The following is a 23,256-nucleotide window of genomic DNA, read 5'->3' as shown; positions in this document are numbered from 1 at the left end:
AGGTAACTTTTGTTATTTTTTGATTTATAATCCCAGCAGAAAGCGATCGCTGACGGATTAGTTTGATCTCAAGTTATTTTTAACTGGCCTCGTTTTCGCAGAATTACTTTTACTTCGCCGTATCACTTGCCTCACTCAGGAAAATACAATGCCAGATTTTCGCCAACAAGCTCTCGATTACCATGAATTCCCAGTTGCAGGTAAAACTGCTGTAACCCTCACTAAACCAGCGCAAACCAGTCATGATCTGTCGCTGGCATACAGTCCTGGTGTGGCAGAGCCGGTAAGAGAAATTGCGGCAAACCCTGATGACGCATATCGTTATACTAATAAAGGTAATACCGTTGCGGTGATTTCTAACGGTACGGCAATTTTAGGCTTAGGTAACTTAGGCCCATTAGCATCAAAACCTGTAATGGAAGGTAAGGCATTACTGTTTAAGCGTTTCGCCAATATTGATTCAGTTGATATTGAAGTGAAGCACAGAACTACGGCAGATTTTATTAATACGGTTGAGTCGATTGCAGATACCTTTGGCGGCATTAATTTAGAAGATATCAAAGCGCCTGAGTGTTTTGAAATTGAAAGAGAGCTTATTGCCCGTTGTAATGTGCCTGTGTTTCATGATGATCAACATGGTACGGCTATCGTAACTGCAGCAGGCATGTTGAACGCACTTGAAATTCAAGGCAAAAAAATTGAAGACGCAGTATTTGTTTGTTTAGGTGCAGGTGCTGCGGCCATTGCTTGTATGACCATGATTGTTAAGTGTGGCGCTCAGCGTGAAAATGTTTACATGCTCGACAGACAAGGCGTGATCCATACTCGCCGTGAAGACATTAACGAATACAAAGCCTTGTTTGCTAACAACACAGACAAGCGTACCTTACAAGATGTGATTAAGGATGCCGACGTATTCTTGGGGCTTTCTGGCGCTGATTTATTAACTGCTGATGACATTGCGCTAATGGCACCAAAACCGGTTATTTTTGCTTGTTCAAACCCAGATCCTGAAATTAAACCTGAGTTGGCTCACTCAATCCGTCAAGATTTGATTATGGGTACCGGCCGTAGTGATTACCCAAACCAAGTGAATAACGTATTGTGTTTTCCTTTCATTTTCAGGGGCGCATTAGACGTTCGAGCCAGTGTCATTAATGATGAAATGAAAATTGCTGCAGTTAAAGCGTTAGCGGCAATTGCTAAAGAACCGGTTCCCGCAGAAGTATTAGCAGCCTACCCACATGTTAATTCATTAAGCTTTGGCCCAGAGTACGTGCTGCCTAAGCCAATGGACCCTCGTTTATTGAAAAATATCGCCAGTGCGGTATCTCAGGCGGCCATTGATTCAGGTGTCGCGGTATTAGATAAGGTACCCACTGACTATTAATCTATTAATGGTTAGATATTCACCTTAGTTAGAAGGGGCATTAGCCCCTTTTTTATTGGCTGAAAATGGCGTTAATAATAAACGAGTTTGATTGCTATAATTAAATGATGCTGAGTAAATGTCACTATTATTTTTGCAAGATTGCAGCAGATAATATAGCTAAATAAGATTATTAAGCCTAAGCTCACTTTTTTAAAACTGCGACAGCATTTTTTTATTAAACAAGTGATAGTATGACGCGTTCAATATAAGGCGAGACTATTAGTATAAAGTAAACGCGTTTAGCATAAACTGAACATGTGATTTTAATATTATTTTTCTAAACTATTTCTCTAATAATAAAAATGTACTCGCAATAAAATAACAATAACTAATTCCCCTTGAGTGCTGTGTTTAAGCAGGATGCTGATAAATGAAATTAACGAAAATGCTAACCAAAAAGCTGATCAGTTTTTGGCTGTTATCGCTCACGGCTGTGGGCTTTATTTTTTTGGTGGGTGCTATGGTCAGTTTCACGCAACTGACCTATAAATTTCAGCAGCAAAAAGTCGATAAGTTAGGGTTGATGTTAGTTGAACACTATCAATCTAAGAGCCAATCCGCAAACCAATCCAAGAGCCAACCCAAGTATCAGTGGGATTTACATGCATGGCTACCGCCTATGCTGATGGCTTTTAACGCCAATTCATTTAAGTTGACCCGTGGTGATGATATTTTATTTGAGTATTACTCCCCTACGGCAGATCAATATCCCACTCTATATAAGCATACGCTTGATAAGTCGTCTAATTTAGCGATGGAGCTAAATTTGCCTCAGCCTTATCTAGTACAACAATTGGGGTGGTATGAATATATCAGCTTGTTTATTGCTTTAAGCGCCATTGGACTGTTTGTCCGTTTTGGATTGCGCTGGTTTACTGAAGAGTTAGACGGCATTGAACATATTGCTCAGCGTAGTCATTTGATTTTGGATGGAGAGCATCAACAAGCATTGCAATATGCGGCTAAGGCCAGACCACGACTGATTAACCGTGCCATGACAAAGTTACTTGTGCAACTGCAAGATGCCCAAAAAGAGCGTGGCCGTTTTGATCAGTTTATTCGCTCGAATACCTTTTTGGATCCCAGCACCCGCATTGGTAACCGCATATTTTTTGAAAACCGTTTGGAGGCGTTAACGCACCAAGAAACCATGATTGCTCATGGAGTAGTGGTGCTGATGAACTTTGACGACTTAGATTTATTGCAGCAACAACATGGTGTTGAAGAAGTGAATGAGCAGCTTAATGACTTAGTGCAAGCTGTACAAAGGTTGCTGGTGAGATTTGAAGAGTCCATTTTTGCTCGCTACAGTTTTAATCAATTTGTCGTGGTAGCGCCGCAACTTTCCCTTGCTGAAGCGGACAGTTTAGCCGGCAAACTGCTTAAAATTGGCATTAGCCAATTACAAAATCAGTCTGACTCTCAAGATAACTATATTCATTTGGGGGCGGCCTTTTATAAGGCTGGCGATCAGCAGCAGCAGATCGTTGAAGAAGTCGAAATGGCCTTGAAAGCAGCGCAATTGCAACGAAATAATAACTGGTTTATGTATGACAAAGGCGCTGTGGATAAAGAGATCGCCAAAGGATCGGTGCGTTGGCGCAGTTTCTTAGAAAGCACCTTAGTTAACCGCCGCTTTGTGACTGTTACTAAAAAAGTGATTGATAGCGATGGCGCAACTTGTCATCAGGAAGTCTTTAGCCGGGCTATTGATAATCAAGGTAATGAGGTTAGGGCGACGTTATTTATACCTATGGCCAACAAATGTGGCTTGATGCCGCAAATTGAGCGGCAATTAATTGAAACTGTATTGTTCGAGCTAATGGCTAATAACCAACAGCATTTTAGTGTTAATTTAAGCCTCGATTCGCTAACCAGTCGCGCTTTTACGCGCTGGCTACAAACCACATTACTTGAGCATCGCCCTTTAGCATCAAGGCTTACTTTTGAAGTGGCTGAAAATATTGTGGTCAAACATCAACAAGACTTGGTAGCCACGCTCGAAATGCTTCGCAAAATAGGAGCCAGGTTGTGTGTTGACCATGTGGGCTTGCAAGTTGTGGGCACTCACTATATTCAAGAGTGTCATTTTGACTTAGTAAAATTGCATCGCTCTATTATTCACCAAATCCATTTAAAGTCAGAAAACCAATTGTTTATTCGTAGCTTAATTGGTGGCTTATATCGCGCTGAAGTGCAGGTATTTGCTGAAGGTGTCAGCAGTTTTGAAGAGTGGCAAACTTTAAAAATTCTCGGTGTTAGTGCCGCCCAAGGTGACTTTTTTAACCATTAGTATTGACCTTGTTTGGGCTAGCTTAAAAGCGTTTTGCTATAAATTGGTACAATAATTGTATCTTACTGTATCAGTAACGACTCATAGTGGGTCGTTATCGGTAGCCGTTCTGGGAGCAATGATAGATTTTGGCCATTTACTCAGCAGATTTTAGCACATTTAACAGTGATAGCATGTTTGATGAACAAGTGTGAAACTTGTGTATCTTCGTTTAACAACCTATCTTATGTATAATGGAAAATTAGCCAAATATTCCCCTATAAAATTAAGGGACTAAAGGTTAAAATGACACGCGTTATTTTTTTGACACTTTTTTAGTCTTAGTTGGCTATAGTCGTTATGACATCTCGGTAAGTGCGCTATTTTGATGTTGTATAATTGGTTTGATTTTGGCTGCGTAGAGTTGCTTTTCTATGTCATTACATTTGCGAGTCATTGAAGCACAGGGTTTTGAATGAAAAATGGTTTTTTGAACACATTAGCTTTTTGGCGCAAGCCTCAGCCTACTACAGAGTTAGGCTTATACCTTGGCGCGGATACGATTTCAGTTTTTCAGACTAATATTGTCAGCAATGCTGAACAACAAACTGATTCAAAAACAAAATCCTTTGTAAACTCGGCTAAAAACAGTGTTATTCATCAAATCGCTTTTAATGGCGATAATTACTCAAAAGCCTTTGAAATGCTACAGCAAGAATTTGGTGCAGCTAAGCTTCAAATTGTTTTGAGCGAAGCCTTTTATCAGTTAGTCACTGCCGACAAACCCAATGTACAAGCACAAGAGTTAACTCAGGCGCTATTGTGGTCGGTTAAAGATTTAGTTTCAGAGCCTGTTGGCAACATTCAATTAGATTACTTTGAGTCTTCGTTAAATACATCCGGAAAAATTAATGTGGTGGTAGCCAATAAAGCGCAGCTGTCACAATTGGCACAAGCTTGTGAGCATCATGGTTTTGTCATTAGCGGCATCAGCATTGAAGAACTTGCCATGACCCACTTATTTGACGATGAGTCAGCCCACATGATTGTTAGTCATGTATCAGGGCAAGAGTTGCTATTAACCGTGGTTAAGCAAGGCGAGCTATTAATGCAGCGCCGAGTGCGCGGTTTCAGTCAAATAGATAGCGCCAGTGCCCAAGACTTACAATATGGATTAGCCGATAATTTGAGTTTAGAAATCCAACGCTCAATGGATTACTTCGAGAGCCAATTACGCCAAGCGCCAGTTCATTCGATTAATTTACTTATCAGTGGTGAATCCCAAGCCTTGGTGCCTTTGGTTGCACAAAACTTTAATCAAACGGTCAGTGTGATCTCACACGACTCAGTAAATGGTCATTTTGCCGCCATGGCATATGCGCAACTCGCTGGAGGTGTTAAGTGATCAAAACCACGGTTAACCTGTTTAGCGTAGACTTATTGCCCGCCAAGTTAAGGCTATCTTTTGAGCGCATGATGCTGGCGGTTGCCGCCGTAGTTGTGCTCAGCCTTATCGCCTGGGGTGTTGGTTTTTGGTTGGAGTCGACTCTTGCCAGTCAGCACGGCGCATTATCAAAGCAAAAGTTGCAATTAGACAACCAAAAAGCGGCGTTAGAGCTGCAATTATCCACCCGTCAACCGGATGCGGATTTAGTTGCTAAAGTCGAGCTTGAGCAGCAACGTCTAGAGTTAAAGCAATTATTATCAGATGAAATAAAACAACGAGATAACATGATAAGTCATGGCTACGCAGGCCTGCTCACCGATCTTGCCTCTGTATCTGATAGTTCTGTGTGGCTAAACCGTATCGTGATTAATCAGCAATATTTTGAATTTGAAGGTTTTGGCTCTCACCCCCAGAGCATTCCGCTATGGGTTGAGCGATTAAAAACCACTGAAACCCTTAAAGGTTATGCCTTTGCCACCATGACAATGGATAGAGGCGAAAACCAGCCTTTGGCGTTTAAGTTGGCGAGCACTGCTGAACAGGGGGCGAAGCAATGAAGCAAACATGGCAAAAACTCGCCACTCAGTTTAATGAGCTTAGTCAGCGCGAAAGAGTATTGATTGCCCTTGCCAGCATAATTGTTGTCGCAATGCTGCTTTATATTCCGGTTGAAACTATCTGGAAAGAAAGATTAAAGCTGTCACATCAAGTCACGCAAATTGAATCTGAAAATGATATTTCAGAGCAACAAATTGCGCTTTATCAGCAGCGATTAGCCATGGATCCTAATAGCGATTATCGCAATAGATTGACCATGATTGAGCAGCAAAATCAGCAGATGGATGCCAATTTAGAAAGCCAGATGATCTCCATGGTGCCAGCCAATTATATGCCGACAGTATTAACCACTTTGCTGGGTAATATTAACGATGTGAAGTTAGTGTCATTTTCCTCTATCGCCCCGCAGCCACTTATTGAGGTGGGCGAAGAAGACAAAATGAACTTATATAGCCATGGTATTCGCTTGACCCTAGAAGGGCGCTATTTTGCTATTTTAAAATTTATTCAGTCCATTGAAGCGATGCCAGACAAATTATATTGGAAGCGTCTCGATTACCATGTTGAGCAACACCCCAATGCCACAGTAGAAATAGAGCTTTATACCTTAAGTATTAATAAGGAGTTTATTAGTGTTGCACAATAAGCAGATACTCATAATCACCTGTGCTATCAGCCTAAGCTTTCTGCTATTCAGTAGCTTAAGTTTTGCAAAAGCATTGAGAGATCCGACACTACCAGGCAAAGGCTACGCAGTGTCATCGACTCAAGTTAATCGTCCGGGCTCATTAGTACTTAATAGCATAATGCATAGTAATAAACCCCATGCGGTGATTAACAACAAAATATTTTTTGTTGGTGATCGCGTCGAAGGGGTACGAATTGAATATATTGGAAAGCAATACGTTAATTTAGCTGATGGCAGAAAATTAACGCTATTTCAATCGATAACAGAGCGATAGGAAATCAATAACAATGAATGTAATTAAGTATATAACCCCTCTGCTATCTCTATGTTTGCTAGGTTGTCAAACCACAGACAGACCCGATCCAACCACGTCTAAAAGTGAGCTGAGTCAATCTCTTGAGCAAGCACAAGCGGCGCAAAATATTGTCCCGCCGCCAGCGCAAATGCCTGAAGATGTGCAGCGTGAATTAAATGGTTCAAGTTCCCTTGGCAGAACCAGTGCATCTTTACCGACTGAGCGCCGCTTTGATGTGTCTGCTAACGATGTTGATGCAAAAGTGTTTTTCCCAAGTTTAGTCCAAGGCACCCCTTTAAGTGTGGCGGTGCATCCTGATGTGACGGGCTCTATTTCTGTATCGCTCAATGGCGTGACGCTTTCTGAAGTGATTAAAGTGATTGAAGACATTTATGGTTATGAAGTTAGCCAAGATGGCCGTATTTTACGGATCTTCCCAGCGGGCATGCGCACTGAAACCTATCCGTTAAATTATATTTATATGGAACGTGAAGGCTTATCACTAACCTCTGTCAGTTCTGGCCGTATCTCAGATAGTAATGACAACTCAAACTCTAATTCAAACAGCAATAGTTCAAATAACAGTAATAGCAATAGCTCAAATAACAGCAGTAATAATAGCAATAACGATGGTAACGATAATACCAACGGCACCTTTATTCGCTCGACCACCAAGTCAAATTTTTGGGGTGAGCTAGAAAAAACCTTAGTATCAATTATTGGCGATACCGGTGGTGGACGCCAAGTGGTGATTACCCCTCAAGCTGGCTTAGTAACTGTGAGGGCTTTTCCAAACGAGCTACGCCAAGTCAGCACCTTTTTAAATATTGCAGAAACCCACTTACAGCGTCAGGTTATTCTGGAAGCCAAGATTTTAGAAGTGACCTTATCTGATGGTTATCAGCAAGGTATTCAATGGGATAACGTATTAGGCCATGCAGGTAGCACAGACATTAGTTTTGGCACTTCACCGGGTAATGGCTTAAGCGATCAAATTACTAATGTGATAGGTGGGGTGACCTCTGTCAGCTTAACCGGTACCGACTTTAGCACCATGATAAGCCTGCTGGATACCCAAGGGGATGTAGATGTACTTTCAAGCCCTCGGGTGACCGCATCTAACAACCAAAAAGCAGTGATCAAAGTGGGTAATGATGAGTACTTTGTTACTGACGTATCATCAACCACGGTTGCAGGAACAACGCCAGTGACCACGCCGCAAGTTGAACTCACGCCATTTTTTTCGGGGATAGCCTTAGATGTGACCCCGCAAATTGATGGTGAAGGCAATGTCTTGTTGCATGTTCATCCATCAGTGATTGATGTGTCTGAGCAAATCAAAGAAATTAAAGTGAGTGGCTCATCATTAGAGCTGCCATTAGCGCAAAGTGAAATCCGTGAATCTGACACTGTGATAAAAGCGTCATCAGGTGATGTGGTGGTGATCGGTGGCCTAATGAAGAGCGAGAATATTGAAATTGTCTCTAGAGTGCCGCTACTGGGTGATATTCCTTTCTTAGGGGAAGCATTTACCAACCGCAGTAAATCAACCAAAAAAACCGAGCTTATCATTATGCTTAAGCCTACGGTTGTTGGCGCAGACACCTGGACCAATGAGCTAAAACGTTCAAAAGACCTGTTAGATCGTTGGTACCCAGAGCAAGAATAGCGATGTAAGCACGAGCAAACATTATGTATCAGCAGCACTTTGGCCTGAGTCAGTTACCGTTTACGCTTACGCCAAATACACAGTTTTTCTTTGGTTTGACGCCCCATGTGGAGGCGTTACAAGTGCTGCAAACTGCCATCGCTAACGGTGAAGGCTTTATTAAAGTAACTGGTGAGGTAGGGACAGGTAAAACGCTGATTTGTCGTAAGCTGATGAACGATTTACCGACTAATTATCACTGCGCATATGTACCGAACCCTTATTTAACCCCTGACGAGCTTCGTTGGGCGTTAGCGGCGGAGCTCGGGGTTTTATTAACTGAAAACCTCAATCAGCAGCAACTTACCAGCTTAATTCAAAGCCGTTTACTTGAGCTCAACAGCCAAGGCTTTAAAGTGATTCTGGTGCTCGATGAAGCTCAAGCCTTACCTAATAACAGTTTAGAAACGCTGCGGCTATTTACCAATTTAGAAACTGAAAGCGCCAAGTTAATTCAAGTGGTGTTGTTTGGTCAGCCAGAACTAGATAAGCGCTTACAAGACCCAGCAATACGGCAGCTAAAACAGCGGATCACCTTTAGTTATAGCCTTAGGCCATTAGTATGGGATGAAATTAAAGCGTACCTTAATTATCGCTTAAGTGTTGCAGGCTACCAAGGCAAAGGTTTGTTTAGTGATAAAGACATTAAATTAATCGCCCAAGCGGCAAGAGGCATACCACGGTTAGTTAATGTAATTGCTAATAAAGCCATGTTGCTGTGTTATGCAGAAGGGCGAGCGCAAATAAGCACATCACATTGCCGCGCAGCCATTGCCGATACTGAAGATGCCACACATCTATCACCCAGCAATACCATAAATGCTTGGGTATTTTTTATATTAATTATTAGCGCATCACTGACATGTTTATATATTGTCGATGTTGACTGGTTAGCTGTTTTAAGTGAGTCAATATGAGCGTAATAAATAAAGTTTTAAAAGATTTAGATAAGCGCCAGCAAACCGCAGTAGATGAAAATGGCGCTGCCAATACGACTGAGGCTTTTGTTACTCCCAAAGTGCAATTCCACAGTCAGTTGCAACCAGAATCAACATCTGGCTCAGCAATGGGGGCGAACCGAGGCTTATTCATCGCGCTGGTGATGATAATTACCATGTTGATATTAGGCTTCATGCTTTATCAACAAGGTAAGCAATTACAAAACCTGCAGCCTTTGGCTGAGCATAATCTTCAGTCTAAGGCTGATACTAGCAATGCCAGTGCGAAGGTAACCATAGCGCAGCAAGAGACTGAGAATAATATTACTGAGGCTGAGATTAAAGCCTCGGATCAGCTTGCAGGCGCTGAGCTAAAAGAAAGTGATCTAAATAAAAGTAAGCTAAATGAAACTGATGCTAACCAGCAATCAAAGCTAGCAAATGTAGAGCTAGTAAATGTAGCGTTAGCTGAGCAACAAGACATAGTCGTTAGTGAGCCAGCAAGCCTCAGCGCAGAAGCTAAGGCAGTAACACAACACCAAACGCTGGTTGAGCCTGAAGCCGTCAAAGTGGCTGATAAAACGGCGGATGTAAAAGTGCATTTTGCCCAACATCGCCGTTCAAGCAGCAGTGCAACCGTGGCCAATGTAAATCAAAAAGGTCACATGGCGGTTAAAGAAGTGACCTTAACTAATGAACAATTAGCGAAGAAAAAATTCGACGCAGCAGAAGTGGCTGAGCAGCAGCAAAAAATTGATCAAGCGATTAAAAATTATTATGAAGCTTTAGTACTGCAGCCTTCTATGCATCAAGCAAGAAAGCAACTCGCCGCGCTGTATTACTCAGTCAATAACTTAGGCAGAGCCGAGCAAATTTTAGCCCAAGGGGTGAGCCTTTTTCCTGAAGAGGTTGAATTAGCCATCTTAAAGGCAAAAGTGCAAATCGCCGCGTTTAGTCCCAATAAAGCGCTCAATACCTTGAGTGAGATAGACGATAACAGCGAATGGGCCAGAGACAAGTGGATGTTACAAAGTGATATTGCACAACAAGAAGGTCAATTTGCACTGGCAGAAGCGGCTTATCGCTCATTACTTTCCATTGAACCCTCGCAAGCGCGCTGGTGGATGGGCTTAGCTTATGCGTTAGATTCACAACAACAATACCCTCAGGCGGCAGATGCTTATCGAAAAGCGATGTCATATCGAGGTTTATCAACGGGTGCTATGACTTATATAGAGCAGCGTTTAATTCAACTAGGAGGTAGCCAATGAAACCTAAATTGAAAATGCGTTTGGGCGATCTACTAGTTCAAGAACACATTATTTCAAACGATCAGTTAATGCAGGCTTTAGCGGAGCAGCGTAATTCCGGTAAAAAACTCGGTCGTACCTTAATTGATCTTAACTGTATTACTGAAGATCAATTACTGAAGTTTTTATCCCAGCAGCTTAATCTGCCTTATTTAGATATCAGTCGTCTTTCTATTCCTGCTGAAGTGGTCAGTTTGATCCCTGAAGTACAGGCGCGCCGGTATCGCGCCTTAGTCGTTGAAGCCACCGCTGACAGCGTGACCTTGGCGATGAGCGATCCTGCTGATTTACAAGCAATCGATCACCTTGAAGTGTTTGTCGCGCCGAAAAAATTGACCATTGCGGTGACGCCAGAGCGACAGTTACTGGATGCCTTCGATAACCTCTATCGACGCACCGATGAAATTGCAAAAATCGCGGGTGAATTAGAAGAAGAATATGCCGCAGATGACATGTTCGATTTGGCCAGTATCACCAACAGTGACAGTGATAATGAAACCACAGTGGTTAAATTATTACAGTCGATTTTTGAAGATGCTGTGCAAATGCGTGCCTCGGATATTCATATTGAACCCGGTGAAAAAGTACTGCGTATTCGTCAGCGTATCGATGGTCAGTTACATGAAAACACCTTAGATGAAGTCAATATTGCCTCAGCATTAGTACTGCGTTTAAAGCTAATGGCTGGACTTGATATCTCTGAAAAGCGTATGCCACAAGATGGCCGTTTTAATATAGAGGTAAAAGGCCACAAAATTGATATACGTATGTCTACCATGCCGATTTATCATGGTGAGTCGGTGGTAATGCGTTTATTGGATCAATCAGCAGGCTTACTGACGTTGAATGAAACCGGTATGCCGGACCATATTTTGCAGCGCATTCGTAAACAGATTAAGCGACCTCACGGCATGCTGTTAGTTACAGGGCCAACTGGTAGCGGTAAAACCACCACCTTGTATGGCATTTTAAGTGAGTTGAACAAAGCTGATACTAAGATCATTACCGTTGAAGATCCGGTGGAATACCAATTGCCGCGGATTAACCAAGTACAGGTAAATCATAAGATAGGCTTAGATTTTTCCAATGTACTACGTACCACCTTACGTCAAGATCCCGATATCATCATGGTGGGTGAGATGCGTGATCAAGAAACCGTCGAAATTGGCCTTCGAGGCGCATTAACCGGTCACTTTGTGTTATCGACCTTGCATACCAATGATGCTATTACCAGTGCGCTACGTTTACTCGATATGGGCGCAGCCAGTTACCTAGTTGCCAGTGCGCTAAGGGTGATTATTGCCCAGCGGTTAGTGCGCCGCGTATGTGCGAACTGTGTGACTGATTACCAAGCTACAGCAGGCGAATTAGCCTGGATTAACGCCGTAAGCAAAAAAGATCCTAGCCAAGCCAACTTTAAAGTAGGTACAGGTTGTCAAAGCTGTAATGGCTCCGGCTACCGTGGTCGTATAGGTATTTTTGAAATTCTTGAGCTTGATGATGCCATGGTGGATGCGATGCGCACCGGTAACCCGCAAGACTTTGCCCATGCCGCCAAGCAAAGCCCAAGTTTTGTGCCGCTGGCAGACTCAGCATTTGAATATCTATTTAATGGCATGACAACCATAGAAGAGGTAGCCAAACTGGTTGAAGATGTCAGTGAGCTGCGAATGGAGCCCCCCGCTCTGCATAATATTGCTTCAGGGGTCTAATCATGCCGACATTCCAGTATCGAGGACGAAACTCCCAAGGCGCTGCCGTTACTGCCTTAATTGAGTCAGCTAACGAGAATAGCGCCGCAGATGCGTTAATGTCTCGTGGCATTATTCCCCTTGAGCTGCGTGAAGTAAAACCGACCAAGCCTTTTAATCTTGGCGGTATTTTTACTCAAAAGGTGTCATTAGAAGAGCTACAAATTTTTACTCGGCAAATGTATTCGTTAACTCGCTCTGGCATTCCAATTTTGCGTGCTATTGCAGGTTTGGCTGAAACCACGCATTCCCAACGAATGAAAGATGCCCTTAATGATATTTCAGAGCAATTAACCTCAGGTCGCCCTTTATCTGCCGCCATGAATCAGCATCAAGATATTTTTGATTCGCTTTTTATCTCTATGGTTCATGTGGGTGAAAACACCGGTAAATTGGAAGATGCTTTTATTCAGTTATCTGGCTATATCGAACGAGAGCAAGAGACTCGCCGCCGAATAAAGTCAGCTATGCGTTATCCGATATTCGTACTGATAGCCATCGGTATTGCCATGGTGGTGTTGAACATCATGGTTATTCCAAAGTTTGCTGATATGTTTTCCCGTTTTGGCGCCGAACTGCCGTGGGCAACTAAAATTTTAATTAACACCTCTAATTTATTTGTTAATTATTGGCATGTAATGACAGTGGTTTTAGTGGCCATTATTGTCAGCATTCGATATTGGCATCACACCGAAAAAGGTGAGCGACAATGGGACAAATGGAAATTACATATTCCTGCGGTGGGCTCAATCATTGAACGCTCAACCTTATCGCGCTACTGCCGCAGTTTCTCGATGATGTTGGGAGCGGGTGTGCCTATGACTCAAGCGCTCAGTTTAGTGGCAGATGCCGTAGATAATAGTTATATGCATGACCGTATTGTTGCCATGCGCCGCGGAATTGAATCTGGTGAATCAATGCTAAGGGTGTCAAACCACAGTGGTTTATTTACACCATTAGTGCTGCAGATGGTGGCAGTAGGCGAAGAAACCGGTCAAATCGATAAATTACTTAATGATGCTGCTGATTTTTATGAAGGTGAAGTGGATTACGATTTAAAGAATTTAACCGCCAAATTAGAGCCGATTTTAATTGGCTTTGTAGCAGGCATTGTATTAATTTTGGCCTTGGGTATTTATCTGCCAATGTGGGATATGCTCAATGTGGTCAAAGGTGGCTAACAATGCATAACGCCACAATGTTTGAGTTAATTGCATAATGCAAAAACAACAGCAATCAGAAAATAATTTGGTTAAGAGCTATATCCGTATTATCAGCATCACCTTAGTGCTCGTGATTATGGTTGTTATCGGAGCGAAACATTTTGCAAGCGTCGAGAGTATCGGCGCTCAAAGTATCCACCGAGAACATAATCGGCTGCTGTATGTGCTGGCGATGGTAAAAAGCCAGTGGCTTAGTCAGGGCAAGCCTCAGCGCTTGAAGTTAAGTTGGGAAAACCTAGCGTCAGGTTCAGCTAAACAACTTAAAAATGATAAGTTGGCTGGGGAGGATAATATTATTTTGATGTCGACTTTTGGCTGGCCAATGCTAAAATCCGCCTCCGCACAGGGTTGTGTTGAGTTATGGCAACAATTGATGGCAAGCAACTTGCTAGATATGGGAGTTAAGGTAAATTACCAAACCGAATTAGAGATTTGTCATTTCGCTACAGCGCAAAGTGGTAGCATTAGTTATCAGGTTTCATCGGGGCGGGTTATTTTTACCGGGTCAGATTAAATTTTAATCGATACAGGTGTTTAATCTACATTAAGTGCTAAAATTATTTACATATAAGCTTTAGCTAGTTAACAATAGGCAATATGACTGCAGCTCAAATAGGTGTCAGTCTCAATAGAGGTATTTTATATGAAAATGAAGCAACAAGGCTTTTCTTTAATCGAACTGGTTATTGTTATTGTCATTCTAGGCTTGTTAGCGGCAACCGCAATTCCACGTTTTTTAAATGTCACTGAGGATGCGCAAAACGCCAGTGTTGAAGGTGTTGCCGGTGGTTTAGCGACTGCGGTGGGTTTTGTTAGAGCCCAATGGGAAGTTGATGGTCGCCGAAATACTTCTGTTATTTTAGATGGTACTAGCGTGTCACTGGATACCCGCTTTGGTTTCCCGACAGGCAGTAGCGATAGTGGCAATACCAGTGTTACAGCAATGACTAACCAAACATGCCAAGAAGTGTTTGATAACGTACTGCAAAGTGCACCTCGAAATGTCATTTTTAATGAGGATGCTCGCGATCAACGCTATACCGTAAAAGTTGAAAACGGTGTGGGTGGACCAGCCACCGGCATCGATGGCAGCACAGTGGCGAATATCGACTTATGTGTTTATCACCAAGTGGCATCATTAGTTTTGGACCAAGGTAATGGCAGACCATCTCCAGTACCTGATTTAACCACAGCGGGTGCAAAGGGTGTGACTTATAACCCAGGTACAGGGCAAGTACTAAGTTTTAGTAACGATTAGTTTAATGATTAAGGTAACTAAAGCCTTAATCACGCTGAAAGTAATAGTTAATTACTGAATAAGGATTATTCAGTAATGTTGTAAATGCCATAAATTTTATTTTTTAAAGAGGGTCGACATTATGCAAATCAAACGTAAGCAACAAGGTTTTACATTAATTGAGCTAGTAGTAGTTATTATCATTCTTGGTATTTTAGCGGTAACCGCAGCGCCTAAGTTTATTAATTTGCAGGGTGATGCGCGTGTGTCTGCTTTAGCTGGTATGAAGGCGGCAATTCAAGGTTCAAATACATTAGTTTATTCCAAGGCTGCTTTAGCTGGTGAAGAAAAAAGTGGTACTGCAACGATTGATATTGGTTCTGGAACAGCAGATCACAATATTGTTTATGGTTATACAGCGGCAACTAAGCTTGATCTCGAACGTGCTATGGAAGCGTTGTTTGATTTAGGGGCAGATGGTGTGGCAACTCCAGCAACCGCAACAGGTGCAGATTGGATTCTCAAAGTAAATGCGGGAAATCCTGCAAGTGTTGATATTTGGCAGGCTGGCGCACCGGCAGATTGCAAGATGACTTACAAGCAAGCTGCGAACGCGACAACTCTACCTACATATGTAGCTCAAACAGACGAAACTAAGTGTTAATCTGGTAAATATGAATAAAAAGCCTGCTTTTGCAGGCTTTTTTGTTTTTAAAAGGAATTTTTTGCTGCTGTGTAACCTTGGTAACACATGATACTCATGTGAAAGTGATAAAATTGTTGCCATAAAGGGGTAAGCTCGTAATTTTTGAGCTGATGTTATTCAATTTTATTCAAGGTTTTTATATATGCAAAAGCAACAAGGTTTTACGCTAATTGAATTAGTGGTGGTGATCATCATTTTAGGTATTCTAGCGGTAACCGCAGCACCTAAATTTATTAATCTGCAAGGTGATGCTAGAGCATCTGCATTAAGTGGTTTGAAGGCTGCCGTTCAAGGCGCAAATACTTTAGTATACTCAAAGGCTGCCATAGCTGGATCTGAGAAAAGTACAGTGGCTATTGACGTTGACCTTTCTGACACCGAAAGTGTTTCAACCATTTTTGGCTATATGGATGCTACAGCTGCTAACTTCTCTACAGCTTTAGATATTAGTGTAGAGATAAAAACGGATGATATTACTACTGGTAACGTTACTTCTACTGGTGATTGGGCTCTTCATTCAGATGGTACAGATGTAAAGTTTTGGCAAGCGGGGGCGCCTGCAGCGTGTTTTATTAAATATACATCGACTGATGCTACAACTTCGTTACCTGTATATTCTCCTATACCAGACGCTACTAATTGTTAATCTGAATTACTTAAAAAAGCCTGCTTATGCAGGCTTTTTTGTTTTTAAAAGGAATTTTTTGCTGCTGTGTAACCTTGGTAACACATGATACTCATGTGAAAGTGATAAAATTGTTGCCATAAAGGGGTAAGCTCGTAATTTTTGAGCTGATGTTATTCAATTTTATTCAAGGTTTTTATATATGCAAAAGCAACAAGGTTTTACGCTAATTGAATTAGTGGTAGTCATTATTATTTTAGGTATTTTAGCGGTTACCGCAGCGCCTAAATTTATCAATTTGCAAGGCGATGCCCGTGTTTCGACACTGCAAGGCGTAAAAGCGGCGATTCAAGGTGCTAATAGCCTTGTATATTCAAAAGCAATCCTTGCTGGTGAAGAAAAGAACAACCCAGGTTCAGTAAGTATTGGTGCTGCAGCGGATGCTAAAACAGTATTTGGTTATGTTGCAGCAACAAAAACTGAATTATTAAAAGCGGTAGATATTTCAGACGATGAATGGGATTTTACTGAGGTATCTGGCACCCCAAATTCTATTGAGATAGTTCAAGTAGGCGCTCCTGAAGCTTGCAAATTGACTTATAAAGAAAGTGCTGGAGAGAATAAACTCCCAACATTTGTAACATTACCAACAGCTTCAGCTTGTTAATATTGATCTAACTTAATACTAAGCCTGCTTACGCAGGCTTTTTTATTGGCAGTATTTCAGTATTTACGCTAAATATTGGCTAACATTACCAATCAGCTAGATGGCAATTTTAATAAAGGATATCAAGACGTTTGTGCTATATTTTGCCATACTATATAACTGATTTACTTTTTGATAGGTGGTAACGATCTTTTCACTCGGGCTTAAACATAAACGCGTTCATTGTGGCTTTACCTTAGTTGAGCTGGTGACTACGATTCTAATCGTAGGGATTATCGCTGTGTTTGTGATCCCAAGGCTCATCCCCCAGTCCAGCTATAGCGCGTATTCTTTGCGAAACGAATTTATTAGTGAGCTGCGCCAAGTGCAGTTAAGAGCAATGAATAATAGCGATCGTTGTTATCGTATTAGTGTGTCGCCAACGGGTTATCAGCTTAGCCACTATTCGCAAACGATTAACACCGCCTCCGCAAGCTGTAATACCGCAAACCTGTTGAGAACAGAAGTGGAACAAGCTTTTCAGGGTGGCGCTTATATCGAGCTGGCCAGTACAAGCGCGACGACCTTCTTTTTAGATTTTGATAATTATGGCCGCTCAAATATCAATTGTTCAGGCTTGTGTTTTAATGCGGTAGCCGATGAAACCTTAGGTATTGCAATGGAATCTGAGGGCTATATTCATGGCTTATAAATTATCCCCATTTAATGCTTTTACAACTAAAAAATCAGGTTTTACTTTGATTGAACTAGTGGTGGGTATGCTTGTGTTGAGCATATCCATTGTACTGATGACCTCAATGCTGTTACCCCAAGCTGATCGCGCCGTTGAAACACTTTCACGGGTTCGCTCTGCTGAGCTTGCCCATTCGGTGATGAATGAGATTTGGGGTAAGCGCTTTGATGAAAATACCGATCCAAATGGTGGTATACCAGCGTGTAATTCTGCTGCTGGGGTAGCTTGTTCAACCACGCTGGGGCCAAACGGTGAAAGCCGTAATAATTTCAATGATGTGGATGATTACAAAGGCTTGAATATTAGCAGTCTCATGCTTGACTCAAACCAGACCTACGCCGAGGTGTATTTGGGCTATGAGTTAGAAGTTGATGTGTCATACCTTAACGGCCAAGCCGAAAAATTAATTACTGTAGATGTCACTACACCTGCTGGTGAAGTGATCACTTACCAAGCGGTAAGGAGTAATTACTAATGGGCATACTGCAACGGGCAAAACCTTTATCAAATATAGGCGCTAAACAAGCTGGTTTTACCTTAATTGAAATGGTCACCGTGATTTTGATTTTGGGCATATTGGTGGTTGGAGTCAGCGGTTTTATTATTTTTGGTACCCGTATTTTTGTTGAATCAAGCTCGATTGATCAAGTGCTTAGCCAAAGCCGTTTTGCGGTTGAACGCATGACCCGTGATATTCGTAATGCAGTGCCAAATAGCGTCAGATTACGCACTGCAACAGGCGGCAGTTATCAATGTATTGAATTATTGCCCATTGATTCCAGCACCAGTTACCTTGAGCTGCCCATTTACCCTGATGATGCCCTTGTCAGCGGCACAGTGATTGATAATGGCATTAGCATTAATGCAGGGCAATATGCGCTGGTTTACCCACTCGCTAGCAATAGCAGCGGCGTTAATGATGTATATCAAGCTAGCAGAAACAAACGCTTTGAACTGCAATCAAGTTCAAGTTCTGCCAATGTGCTTACGCTAACATTTACTGGCCTAGTTCAGTTTGCGGAGCAGTCGCCGATTAAGCGGATTTACCTTGCTAGTCAGCCTATTAGTTATTGTTTTGAAAGCCCTATAGGCAATAGTGAGGTAAAACTTTATCGTTATGCTGAATATGGTTACTTAGCCAGTCAGCCAGCACCATCGCAAATGGGCACTGCGGTATTGATGGCAGAAAATGTTAGTAACAATCTGCTACTAGAGCCTGCTATTAAACTGACTGAACAAAACCTAATGCGAAATGCCATAGTCCATATTGAACCCAGATTTAGTGTTAATGGCGAAACGTTCAAATATCAGCATCAAGTTAAGGTGACGAATGTTCCATAACCCCTTAAACAAGGCACTAAGCGCTAGTGGCTTAATAGCAAGACGTCAACGAGGCAGCGCCTTGGTGATTGCTATTTTTGTCTTAATTGTCATGTTTTTACTGGCTGGCACATTAATTCGGATGCTGGAAGATAGCGATGATGCTGTGAACCTCGAAGTGTGGGGCGCCAGAGCCTTATTTGCCGCCAATAGCGGCGCAGATGCTGAATTAGCAAGTTTATTTCCGGTTGCTGGTGGCGTTGGTGTTTGTAATTCAGTTCGCCACGATTGGATAGCGCCATCAACCGTTGGTTTTCACGGCTGTAGCGTTTCAGTGATTTGTACCCCTACGGTGGCTAACGGCGTGACCCAATATAGCATTCTTAGCTATGCAGTTTGTGAAACCGGTAATTGTAGCGGCGATGCGGCTACAACAGATTGCCTGCGGGTTAATCGACAAGTTGAGGTAGAAGCCCGTGGTGATTAGTTTTCTAAAAAGTAGTGTCACAGCGTTAGTTATGTGTTGTTTTTTGATAATGCCAGCTTATGCATTTGAAGTTATTGACCAGAGTGATATTTGGGCTGATGTGACGCAGGGGCATCGTGATAATAATAACGGTAGCTGTGCTTCAGGCACACAGTTATCGTTAAGTGATCAAAGTCGAATTAATGGTACTAATGGAGATGATTTACAGTTTTGTTCTATTAGCATTGTAAATGGTAATGGGAGAAGCTGCGATACTGCTGCTGGCGGTGATCGCACTTGTACTATTACCGGTAGAGATATCCGTGGCTTAGCGATGAACGGCACTAACAAATTTGAGACTAGTAATGGCGGGGCTGGTAGTGATTCTTGTAATAACAATGCTCAAATAACATTGGGTGATGACGGTGAAAATGAATTTACAGAGATTAAGCTAGATAATTGTACGGCTACTATTACAAATGACTTTAATGAATATCGTTTTGATAAACTTGAACTGACTAATCGGGGTAAATTGATCTTGTCGGGTGGTGATTACTGGGTCGATGAATTACTTTTAGGTAGCGACTCATCCATTGAGTTACTTGGCGATGTGAGAATTTTTGTTAACCAGTCTGCGACTTGGAGTGATCGAGTAAAGCTGAATGATGGTAATAACTTTGAATTGCAATTAATTACCTATAGTTCACTAACACTAGCCAGTGGCACTACGGTTAATGGGTTGATTTTTGTTGATGGGACCTTGTCAATGACCAATCAGTCAATTATTAATGGTCGTGTTACCGCTAAAGTGTTAAATATGAAATCATCGACTATCAATGATGCATCATCCAACCCTGTCATTCCATTCCATATTCAATACGGTAAGTCTATATCTATAACTGATCCGAATACTGGAGCTACAACAGGGAGTGTTAGTTTTGAGACGCCTTTCCCCGCAGGTTCAACACCGCTAATCTTTTTAATGCCGACCATTTCTGAAACTGATGCAAATGGTGATGGCCCCGCTTCAGTTTATTTAACTCAAAACAGTGTTAGCACATCAGGCTTTAGCTGGGAGCAACAAGAGCCACCTACCTCAGGAAATCGAAAGGTTGATTCAAAACCTATGACTGAGGTGCACTGGATTGCAGTGACGGAGGGCACCCATGACTTATCCAATGGCACCGAATTGATCGCCGGAACTGTGGCTGTAGATGATGCGCTAATTGGATCAAACTCACCTTATACCGATGTGATATTACCCGACACCCAAGATATCTTTTTGCACCAAATACAAACTCAGGTTAATAATTGTTGGCTTACCACTACCTCGCAATTTACAACGACTGGGGCTGAAGTTGCTTTAGAAGCATCTGAGGTTAGGGTGACAAATCCGAGTCAGTGTATGGACGGTGGGTTAGATAATAATGGGCTTCAAGCCGAAACCGTAGCGTATATGTCGTTAAAGGCAGGTAACGGTACTATTGAGTTAAATGGTGAAAGTACAAATTTTCATTTTGGTAATGCGCAGACTTTTACTGCGGCAAATATTCAGGACTTAGATTATCAGTGTAACTTCACTACTAGTTTAACGGGCTTTAGCGATGCGCCAGTCTTAGTGTCAGGAAAAACCAGTCGACGTGGCGGTGATGGAGGCTGGCTGCGCCGTTGTCAGTTGACCAATGATACAGTCAGTATGGTGGTTGATGAAGATACTTATCGCGATACCGATCGCCGTCATATTTGGGAACATTACAGCTTTGTCGCTCTTGAAACGACTGCGATAACCGCAGCCATAGATCATTTTGAATATACCCACTCAGGCTCAGCGTTAACCTGTTCAGCAGAAACATTAACCCTGAAAGCTTGCGCTGATGCCAGTTGTAGCACCACGGTTTCAGATACTGTATCAGCGAACTTAAGCCCAGCAACTATTACTGGTGGCGGAGGCTGGGTTGGCGGCAATAGTGTTAGCTTTAGTGACTCGACTCAAGTTGATTTAAGGCGCAACACTACGGGTAGTGTGACCGTTGGGATTATTAATTCAGTGCCTACCCCCATTAACCCCACTTTATGTAGCATTGCCGGAAATACGCCCACTGCAGCGCAATGTACCTTTAATTTTGCCGATAGCGGTTTTATTTTTACTGTGCCGGACAAGCTGGCGAATAAACCTGCCTCTGGTATTAGCGTTTCTGCGGTGAAAAAAGATGATGCCTCACAAGCGTGCGTACCGCAATTTGCTGATGTGACTAAAGATGTGGGCTTTTGGAGCGATTACGTTTCGCCGAGTTCAGTTATATCTGGGGCGCAAGTTGCAGTAACCGGTAATGGCGCAGCAACTGATATAGGGACATCCGTTGGCGCACGCACACTGATATCGCTGGATTTTGATGCTAATGGCGAAGCCGATATTAGCGTGAATTACCCTGATGCGGGTCAGATGCAATTAAATGCGCAATACGATGGCACTGGCGAGGAAGATGGATTAGTGATGGTGGGCGCAGACTCATTTGTCAGCTTTCCTGTGGGTTTATGCGTTAAACCTGTTGATGCCAATGCTAGCTGTGCAGCGGGCGATAGCAGTTGCAATGTATATAAAAAAGCCGGTGAGGAGTTTGATTTAACGATACAAGGTATGGCTTGGCAGTCTGATAATGATGGCGATTTTTGTGACAACTTAACTACGCCTAACTATATCCATAGTGGGATGACTTTGGGCAGTGAACTGGTGTCGCCAATACCTGGTGAGCAAGGCAGTCTTAGTATTGGTAATTACAACCATATTGCTGCGACTAATAATACCAATACTATTACGCAATCTATCAGTGAAGTAGGGGTATTTGAGTTTACAGTTAAGTCGCCATCCACTTATGAAGGTTCAAGTTTTTACGATATCCCACTGGCAAGCTCGGGCAATATAGGCCGCTTTGTACCTGATAGATTCGCCATTAGTGGCGTGAGTGTTTTACCTAGCTGCACAGGCTTTAGTTATATGGACCAGCCATTCCCACTGGCAATGAATATCAGTGCCTTTAATATTGGCAGTGAGGTAACTAAAAATTATCAAGGCAATTTCTCTAAAGCCACTGCGTTATTAGTGGGTGAAGACAGTGATGATGGCGATGATAAACGCAATCGCTTGAGCGCATTGCCAATATCCGCAAGCTCTTGGGTTGCAGGTGTCGCAACTGTGGATAGTAGCTATATGGCGACACTGAGCAGGCTTGCTGCTCCTGGTAAAGATGGCCCTTTTGACAGTTTTGATATTGGGGTTATTGTCGATGACAACGATGGTGATTTCGCCTTTGTGGCCAACCCTGATATGAATGCGGCCACCTCGGGCATTTGTGGCAGCAATTGTGATGCTAAATTGCTTTCTACTCAGCGTTTTCGCCATGGACGCATCGTGATGGATAATACCTATGGTGCTGAAAACGATACCCTAAAAATGCCAATTCGTGCTGAATATTGGAATGGCAGTGACTGGGCTACAAATGTTGAAGATAGTTGTAGTGTGGTTACGCCAGCATTAACTCGTCAAACTGATGATGCTGCATTGGGTTATCAATTTGAACCGGCATTAACGTCTGGCCAAGCGATTGAGCGAACTGGTCAATCAAGCAGTTTTGCTAACGGTGAGTTTACCTTGTTATGGAATGCACTTATCACTGGCCCTAATGATTATAGAGGCCAAGTTAGCGCGCCTTTAACTGTGCCAGTGTGGCTGCAATGGTATTGGGATTGGGACGATTTATCTTCCACCACCCTTTATGACCCAAGAGCTAGCGCTTTTTTTGGTCGCTATCGTGGTCATGATCGGATTATCTATTGGCGCGAAGTCCGTTAGCTGCTGATTTTAGCGCTTAGGTCATTTGCC

General features: G+C 42.5%; 21 protein-coding genes. All 21 read left to right on the top strand.

Annotated features, from left to right (window positions below; all coding sequences use genetic code 11):
* Positions 1-148 precede the first annotated feature (148 nt).
* The 21 genes from Q4546_RS08865 to Q4546_RS08765 all read left to right on the top strand — a co-directional run bounded on the left by Q4546_RS08865 (position 149) and on the right by Q4546_RS08765 (position 23,226).
* Positions 149-1,390, top strand: a complete 1,242-nt coding sequence (locus tag Q4546_RS08865) for a malic enzyme-like NAD(P)-binding protein (RefSeq protein WP_102440015.1) — start codon at positions 149-151, stop codon at positions 1,388-1,390.
* Between the two features lie 412 nt (positions 1,391-1,802).
* On the top strand, positions 1,803-3,725 hold the full coding sequence (gene csrD / locus Q4546_RS08860; RefSeq protein WP_102440014.1) for an RNase E specificity factor CsrD: 1,923 nt from the start codon (positions 1,803-1,805) through the stop codon (positions 3,723-3,725).
* Positions 3,726-4,179: 454 nt separating this feature from the next.
* Positions 4,180-5,109 carry an MSHA biogenesis protein MshI gene (locus Q4546_RS08855; protein WP_303446118.1) on the top strand — a complete coding sequence of 310 codons (930 nt, stop codon included), beginning with the start codon at positions 4,180-4,182 and terminating at the stop codon, positions 5,107-5,109.
* On the top strand, positions 5,106-5,708 hold the full coding sequence (locus Q4546_RS08850; protein ID WP_102475449.1) for a fimbrial assembly protein: 603 nt from the start codon (positions 5,106-5,108) through the stop codon (positions 5,706-5,708). Before Q4546_RS08855 ends, Q4546_RS08850 begins: the two co-directional genes overlap by 4 nt.
* A complete protein-coding gene (locus Q4546_RS08845; RefSeq protein WP_102440011.1) occupies positions 5,705-6,355 on the top strand; it encodes an MSHA biogenesis protein MshJ in 651 nt (216 codons plus the stop codon). Before Q4546_RS08850 ends, Q4546_RS08845 begins: the two co-directional genes overlap by 4 nt.
* 4 nt (positions 6,356-6,359) lie before the next feature.
* Complete coding sequence (locus Q4546_RS08840) at positions 6,360-6,671, top strand: MSHA biogenesis protein MshK (RefSeq protein ID WP_102440049.1); 312 nt, start codon at positions 6,360-6,362, stop codon at positions 6,669-6,671.
* A 13-nt stretch (positions 6,672-6,684) separates the two neighbouring features.
* Positions 6,685-8,361: a pilus (MSHA type) biogenesis protein MshL gene (gene mshL / locus Q4546_RS08835; protein WP_102440010.1), complete on the top strand. Its 1,677-nt coding sequence runs from the start codon at positions 6,685-6,687 to the stop codon at positions 8,359-8,361.
* 23 nt (positions 8,362-8,384) lie between these two features.
* The gene (locus Q4546_RS08830) at positions 8,385-9,317 is read left to right on the top strand and encodes an ExeA family protein (RefSeq protein WP_102440009.1); all 933 of its coding nucleotides are present in this window, start codon (positions 8,385-8,387) and stop codon (positions 9,315-9,317) included.
* Complete coding sequence (locus Q4546_RS08825) at positions 9,314-10,609, top strand: lipopolysaccharide assembly protein LapB (protein WP_102475450.1); 1,296 nt, start codon at positions 9,314-9,316, stop codon at positions 10,607-10,609. The genes Q4546_RS08830 and Q4546_RS08825 overlap by 4 nt, the downstream gene beginning before the upstream one ends.
* Positions 10,606-12,360, top strand: a complete 1,755-nt coding sequence (locus Q4546_RS08820; RefSeq protein ID WP_102520449.1) for a GspE/PulE family protein — start codon at positions 10,606-10,608, stop codon at positions 12,358-12,360. Before Q4546_RS08825 ends, Q4546_RS08820 begins: the two co-directional genes overlap by 4 nt.
* A gap of 2 nt (positions 12,361-12,362) precedes the next feature.
* Complete coding sequence (locus Q4546_RS08815; RefSeq protein ID WP_102475451.1) at positions 12,363-13,580, top strand: type II secretion system F family protein; 1,218 nt, start codon at positions 12,363-12,365, stop codon at positions 13,578-13,580.
* A 37-nt stretch (positions 13,581-13,617) separates the two neighbouring features.
* Positions 13,618-14,136 (top strand): MSHA biogenesis protein MshF, encoded by a 519-nt coding sequence (locus Q4546_RS08810; protein WP_303446117.1) that lies wholly within the window; start codon positions 13,618-13,620, stop codon positions 14,134-14,136.
* A gap of 129 nt (positions 14,137-14,265) precedes the next feature.
* Positions 14,266-14,880: a prepilin-type N-terminal cleavage/methylation domain-containing protein gene (locus tag Q4546_RS08805; protein ID WP_303446116.1), complete on the top strand. Its 615-nt coding sequence runs from the start codon at positions 14,266-14,268 to the stop codon at positions 14,878-14,880.
* Positions 14,881-15,001: 121 nt separating this feature from the next.
* Positions 15,002-15,523: a type II secretion system protein gene (locus Q4546_RS08800; RefSeq protein ID WP_303446115.1), complete on the top strand. Its 522-nt coding sequence runs from the start codon at positions 15,002-15,004 to the stop codon at positions 15,521-15,523.
* A 184-nt stretch (positions 15,524-15,707) separates the two neighbouring features.
* Positions 15,708-16,211 carry a type II secretion system protein gene (locus Q4546_RS08795; protein WP_303446114.1) on the top strand — a complete coding sequence of 168 codons (504 nt, stop codon included), beginning with the start codon at positions 15,708-15,710 and terminating at the stop codon, positions 16,209-16,211.
* Between the two features lie 181 nt (positions 16,212-16,392).
* The gene (locus Q4546_RS08790) at positions 16,393-16,857 is read left to right on the top strand and encodes a type II secretion system protein (RefSeq protein WP_303446113.1); all 465 of its coding nucleotides are present in this window, start codon (positions 16,393-16,395) and stop codon (positions 16,855-16,857) included.
* A gap of 187 nt (positions 16,858-17,044) precedes the next feature.
* Positions 17,045-17,548 (top strand): Tfp pilus assembly protein FimT/FimU, encoded by a 504-nt coding sequence (locus Q4546_RS08785; RefSeq protein ID WP_102520487.1) that lies wholly within the window; start codon positions 17,045-17,047, stop codon positions 17,546-17,548.
* Positions 17,538-18,065: a prepilin-type N-terminal cleavage/methylation domain-containing protein gene (locus tag Q4546_RS08780; protein WP_102440001.1), complete on the top strand. Its 528-nt coding sequence runs from the start codon at positions 17,538-17,540 to the stop codon at positions 18,063-18,065. The genes Q4546_RS08785 and Q4546_RS08780 overlap by 11 nt, the downstream gene beginning before the upstream one ends.
* Positions 18,065-18,931, top strand: a complete 867-nt coding sequence (locus tag Q4546_RS08775; RefSeq protein WP_303446112.1) for a PilW family protein — start codon at positions 18,065-18,067, stop codon at positions 18,929-18,931. The genes Q4546_RS08780 and Q4546_RS08775 overlap by 1 nt, the downstream gene beginning before the upstream one ends.
* Positions 18,921-19,397, top strand: coding sequence for an MSHA biogenesis protein MshP (locus Q4546_RS08770; protein ID WP_303446111.1), 477 nt, complete (start codon positions 18,921-18,923; stop codon positions 19,395-19,397). Before Q4546_RS08775 ends, Q4546_RS08770 begins: the two co-directional genes overlap by 11 nt.
* Positions 19,398-19,446: 49 nt before the next feature.
* Complete coding sequence (locus Q4546_RS08765; RefSeq protein ID WP_303446110.1) at positions 19,447-23,226, top strand: DUF6701 domain-containing protein; 3,780 nt, start codon at positions 19,447-19,449, stop codon at positions 23,224-23,226.
* Positions 23,227-23,256 lie beyond the last annotated feature (30 nt).

It is taken from the genome of Shewanella sp. 4_MG-2023 (assembly GCF_030548015.1).
Taxonomy (GTDB): domain Bacteria; phylum Pseudomonadota; class Gammaproteobacteria; order Enterobacterales; family Shewanellaceae; genus Shewanella.
The sequence above is the reverse complement of the archived record's forward strand: the minus strand, read 5'-3'. Positions and strand labels throughout refer to the sequence as shown.

Bases quoted from the DNA above. Each gene is read 5' to 3' on its own strand.
- Q4546_RS08790 (WP_303446113.1), top strand. From the start codon at position 16,393: ATGCAAAAGCAACAAGGTTTTACGCTAATTGAATTAGTGGTAGTCATT.
- Q4546_RS08770 (WP_303446111.1), top strand. From the start codon at position 18,921: ATGTTCCATAACCCCTTAAACAAGGCACTAAGCGCTAGTGGCTTAATA.
- Q4546_RS08765 (WP_303446110.1), top strand. From the start codon at position 19,447: ATGCCAGCTTATGCATTTGAAGTTATTGACCAGAGTGATATTTGGGCT.
- Q4546_RS08800 (WP_303446115.1), top strand. From the start codon at position 15,002: ATGCAAATCAAACGTAAGCAACAAGGTTTTACATTAATTGAGCTAGTA.
- Q4546_RS08865 (WP_102440015.1), top strand. From the start codon at position 149: ATGCCAGATTTTCGCCAACAAGCTCTCGATTACCATGAATTCCCAGTT.
- Q4546_RS08780 (WP_102440001.1), top strand. From the start codon at position 17,538: ATGGCTTATAAATTATCCCCATTTAATGCTTTTACAACTAAAAAATCA.
- Q4546_RS08820 (WP_102520449.1), top strand. From the start codon at position 10,606: ATGAAACCTAAATTGAAAATGCGTTTGGGCGATCTACTAGTTCAAGAA.
- Q4546_RS08795 (WP_303446114.1), top strand. From the start codon at position 15,708: ATGCAAAAGCAACAAGGTTTTACGCTAATTGAATTAGTGGTGGTGATC.
- Q4546_RS08810 (WP_303446117.1), top strand. From the start codon at position 13,618: ATGCAAAAACAACAGCAATCAGAAAATAATTTGGTTAAGAGCTATATC.
- Q4546_RS08830 (WP_102440009.1), top strand. From the start codon at position 8,385: ATGTATCAGCAGCACTTTGGCCTGAGTCAGTTACCGTTTACGCTTACG.
- Q4546_RS08805 (WP_303446116.1), top strand. From the start codon at position 14,266: ATGAAAATGAAGCAACAAGGCTTTTCTTTAATCGAACTGGTTATTGTT.
- Q4546_RS08825 (WP_102475450.1), top strand. From the start codon at position 9,314: ATGAGCGTAATAAATAAAGTTTTAAAAGATTTAGATAAGCGCCAGCAA.
- csrD (WP_102440014.1), top strand. From the start codon at position 1,803: ATGAAATTAACGAAAATGCTAACCAAAAAGCTGATCAGTTTTTGGCTG.
- Q4546_RS08845 (WP_102440011.1), top strand. From the start codon at position 5,705: ATGAAGCAAACATGGCAAAAACTCGCCACTCAGTTTAATGAGCTTAGT.
- Q4546_RS08775 (WP_303446112.1), top strand. From the start codon at position 18,065: ATGGGCATACTGCAACGGGCAAAACCTTTATCAAATATAGGCGCTAAA.
- Q4546_RS08815 (WP_102475451.1), top strand. From the start codon at position 12,363: ATGCCGACATTCCAGTATCGAGGACGAAACTCCCAAGGCGCTGCCGTT.
- Q4546_RS08855 (WP_303446118.1), top strand. From the start codon at position 4,180: ATGAAAAATGGTTTTTTGAACACATTAGCTTTTTGGCGCAAGCCTCAG.
- mshL (WP_102440010.1), top strand. From the start codon at position 6,685: ATGAATGTAATTAAGTATATAACCCCTCTGCTATCTCTATGTTTGCTA.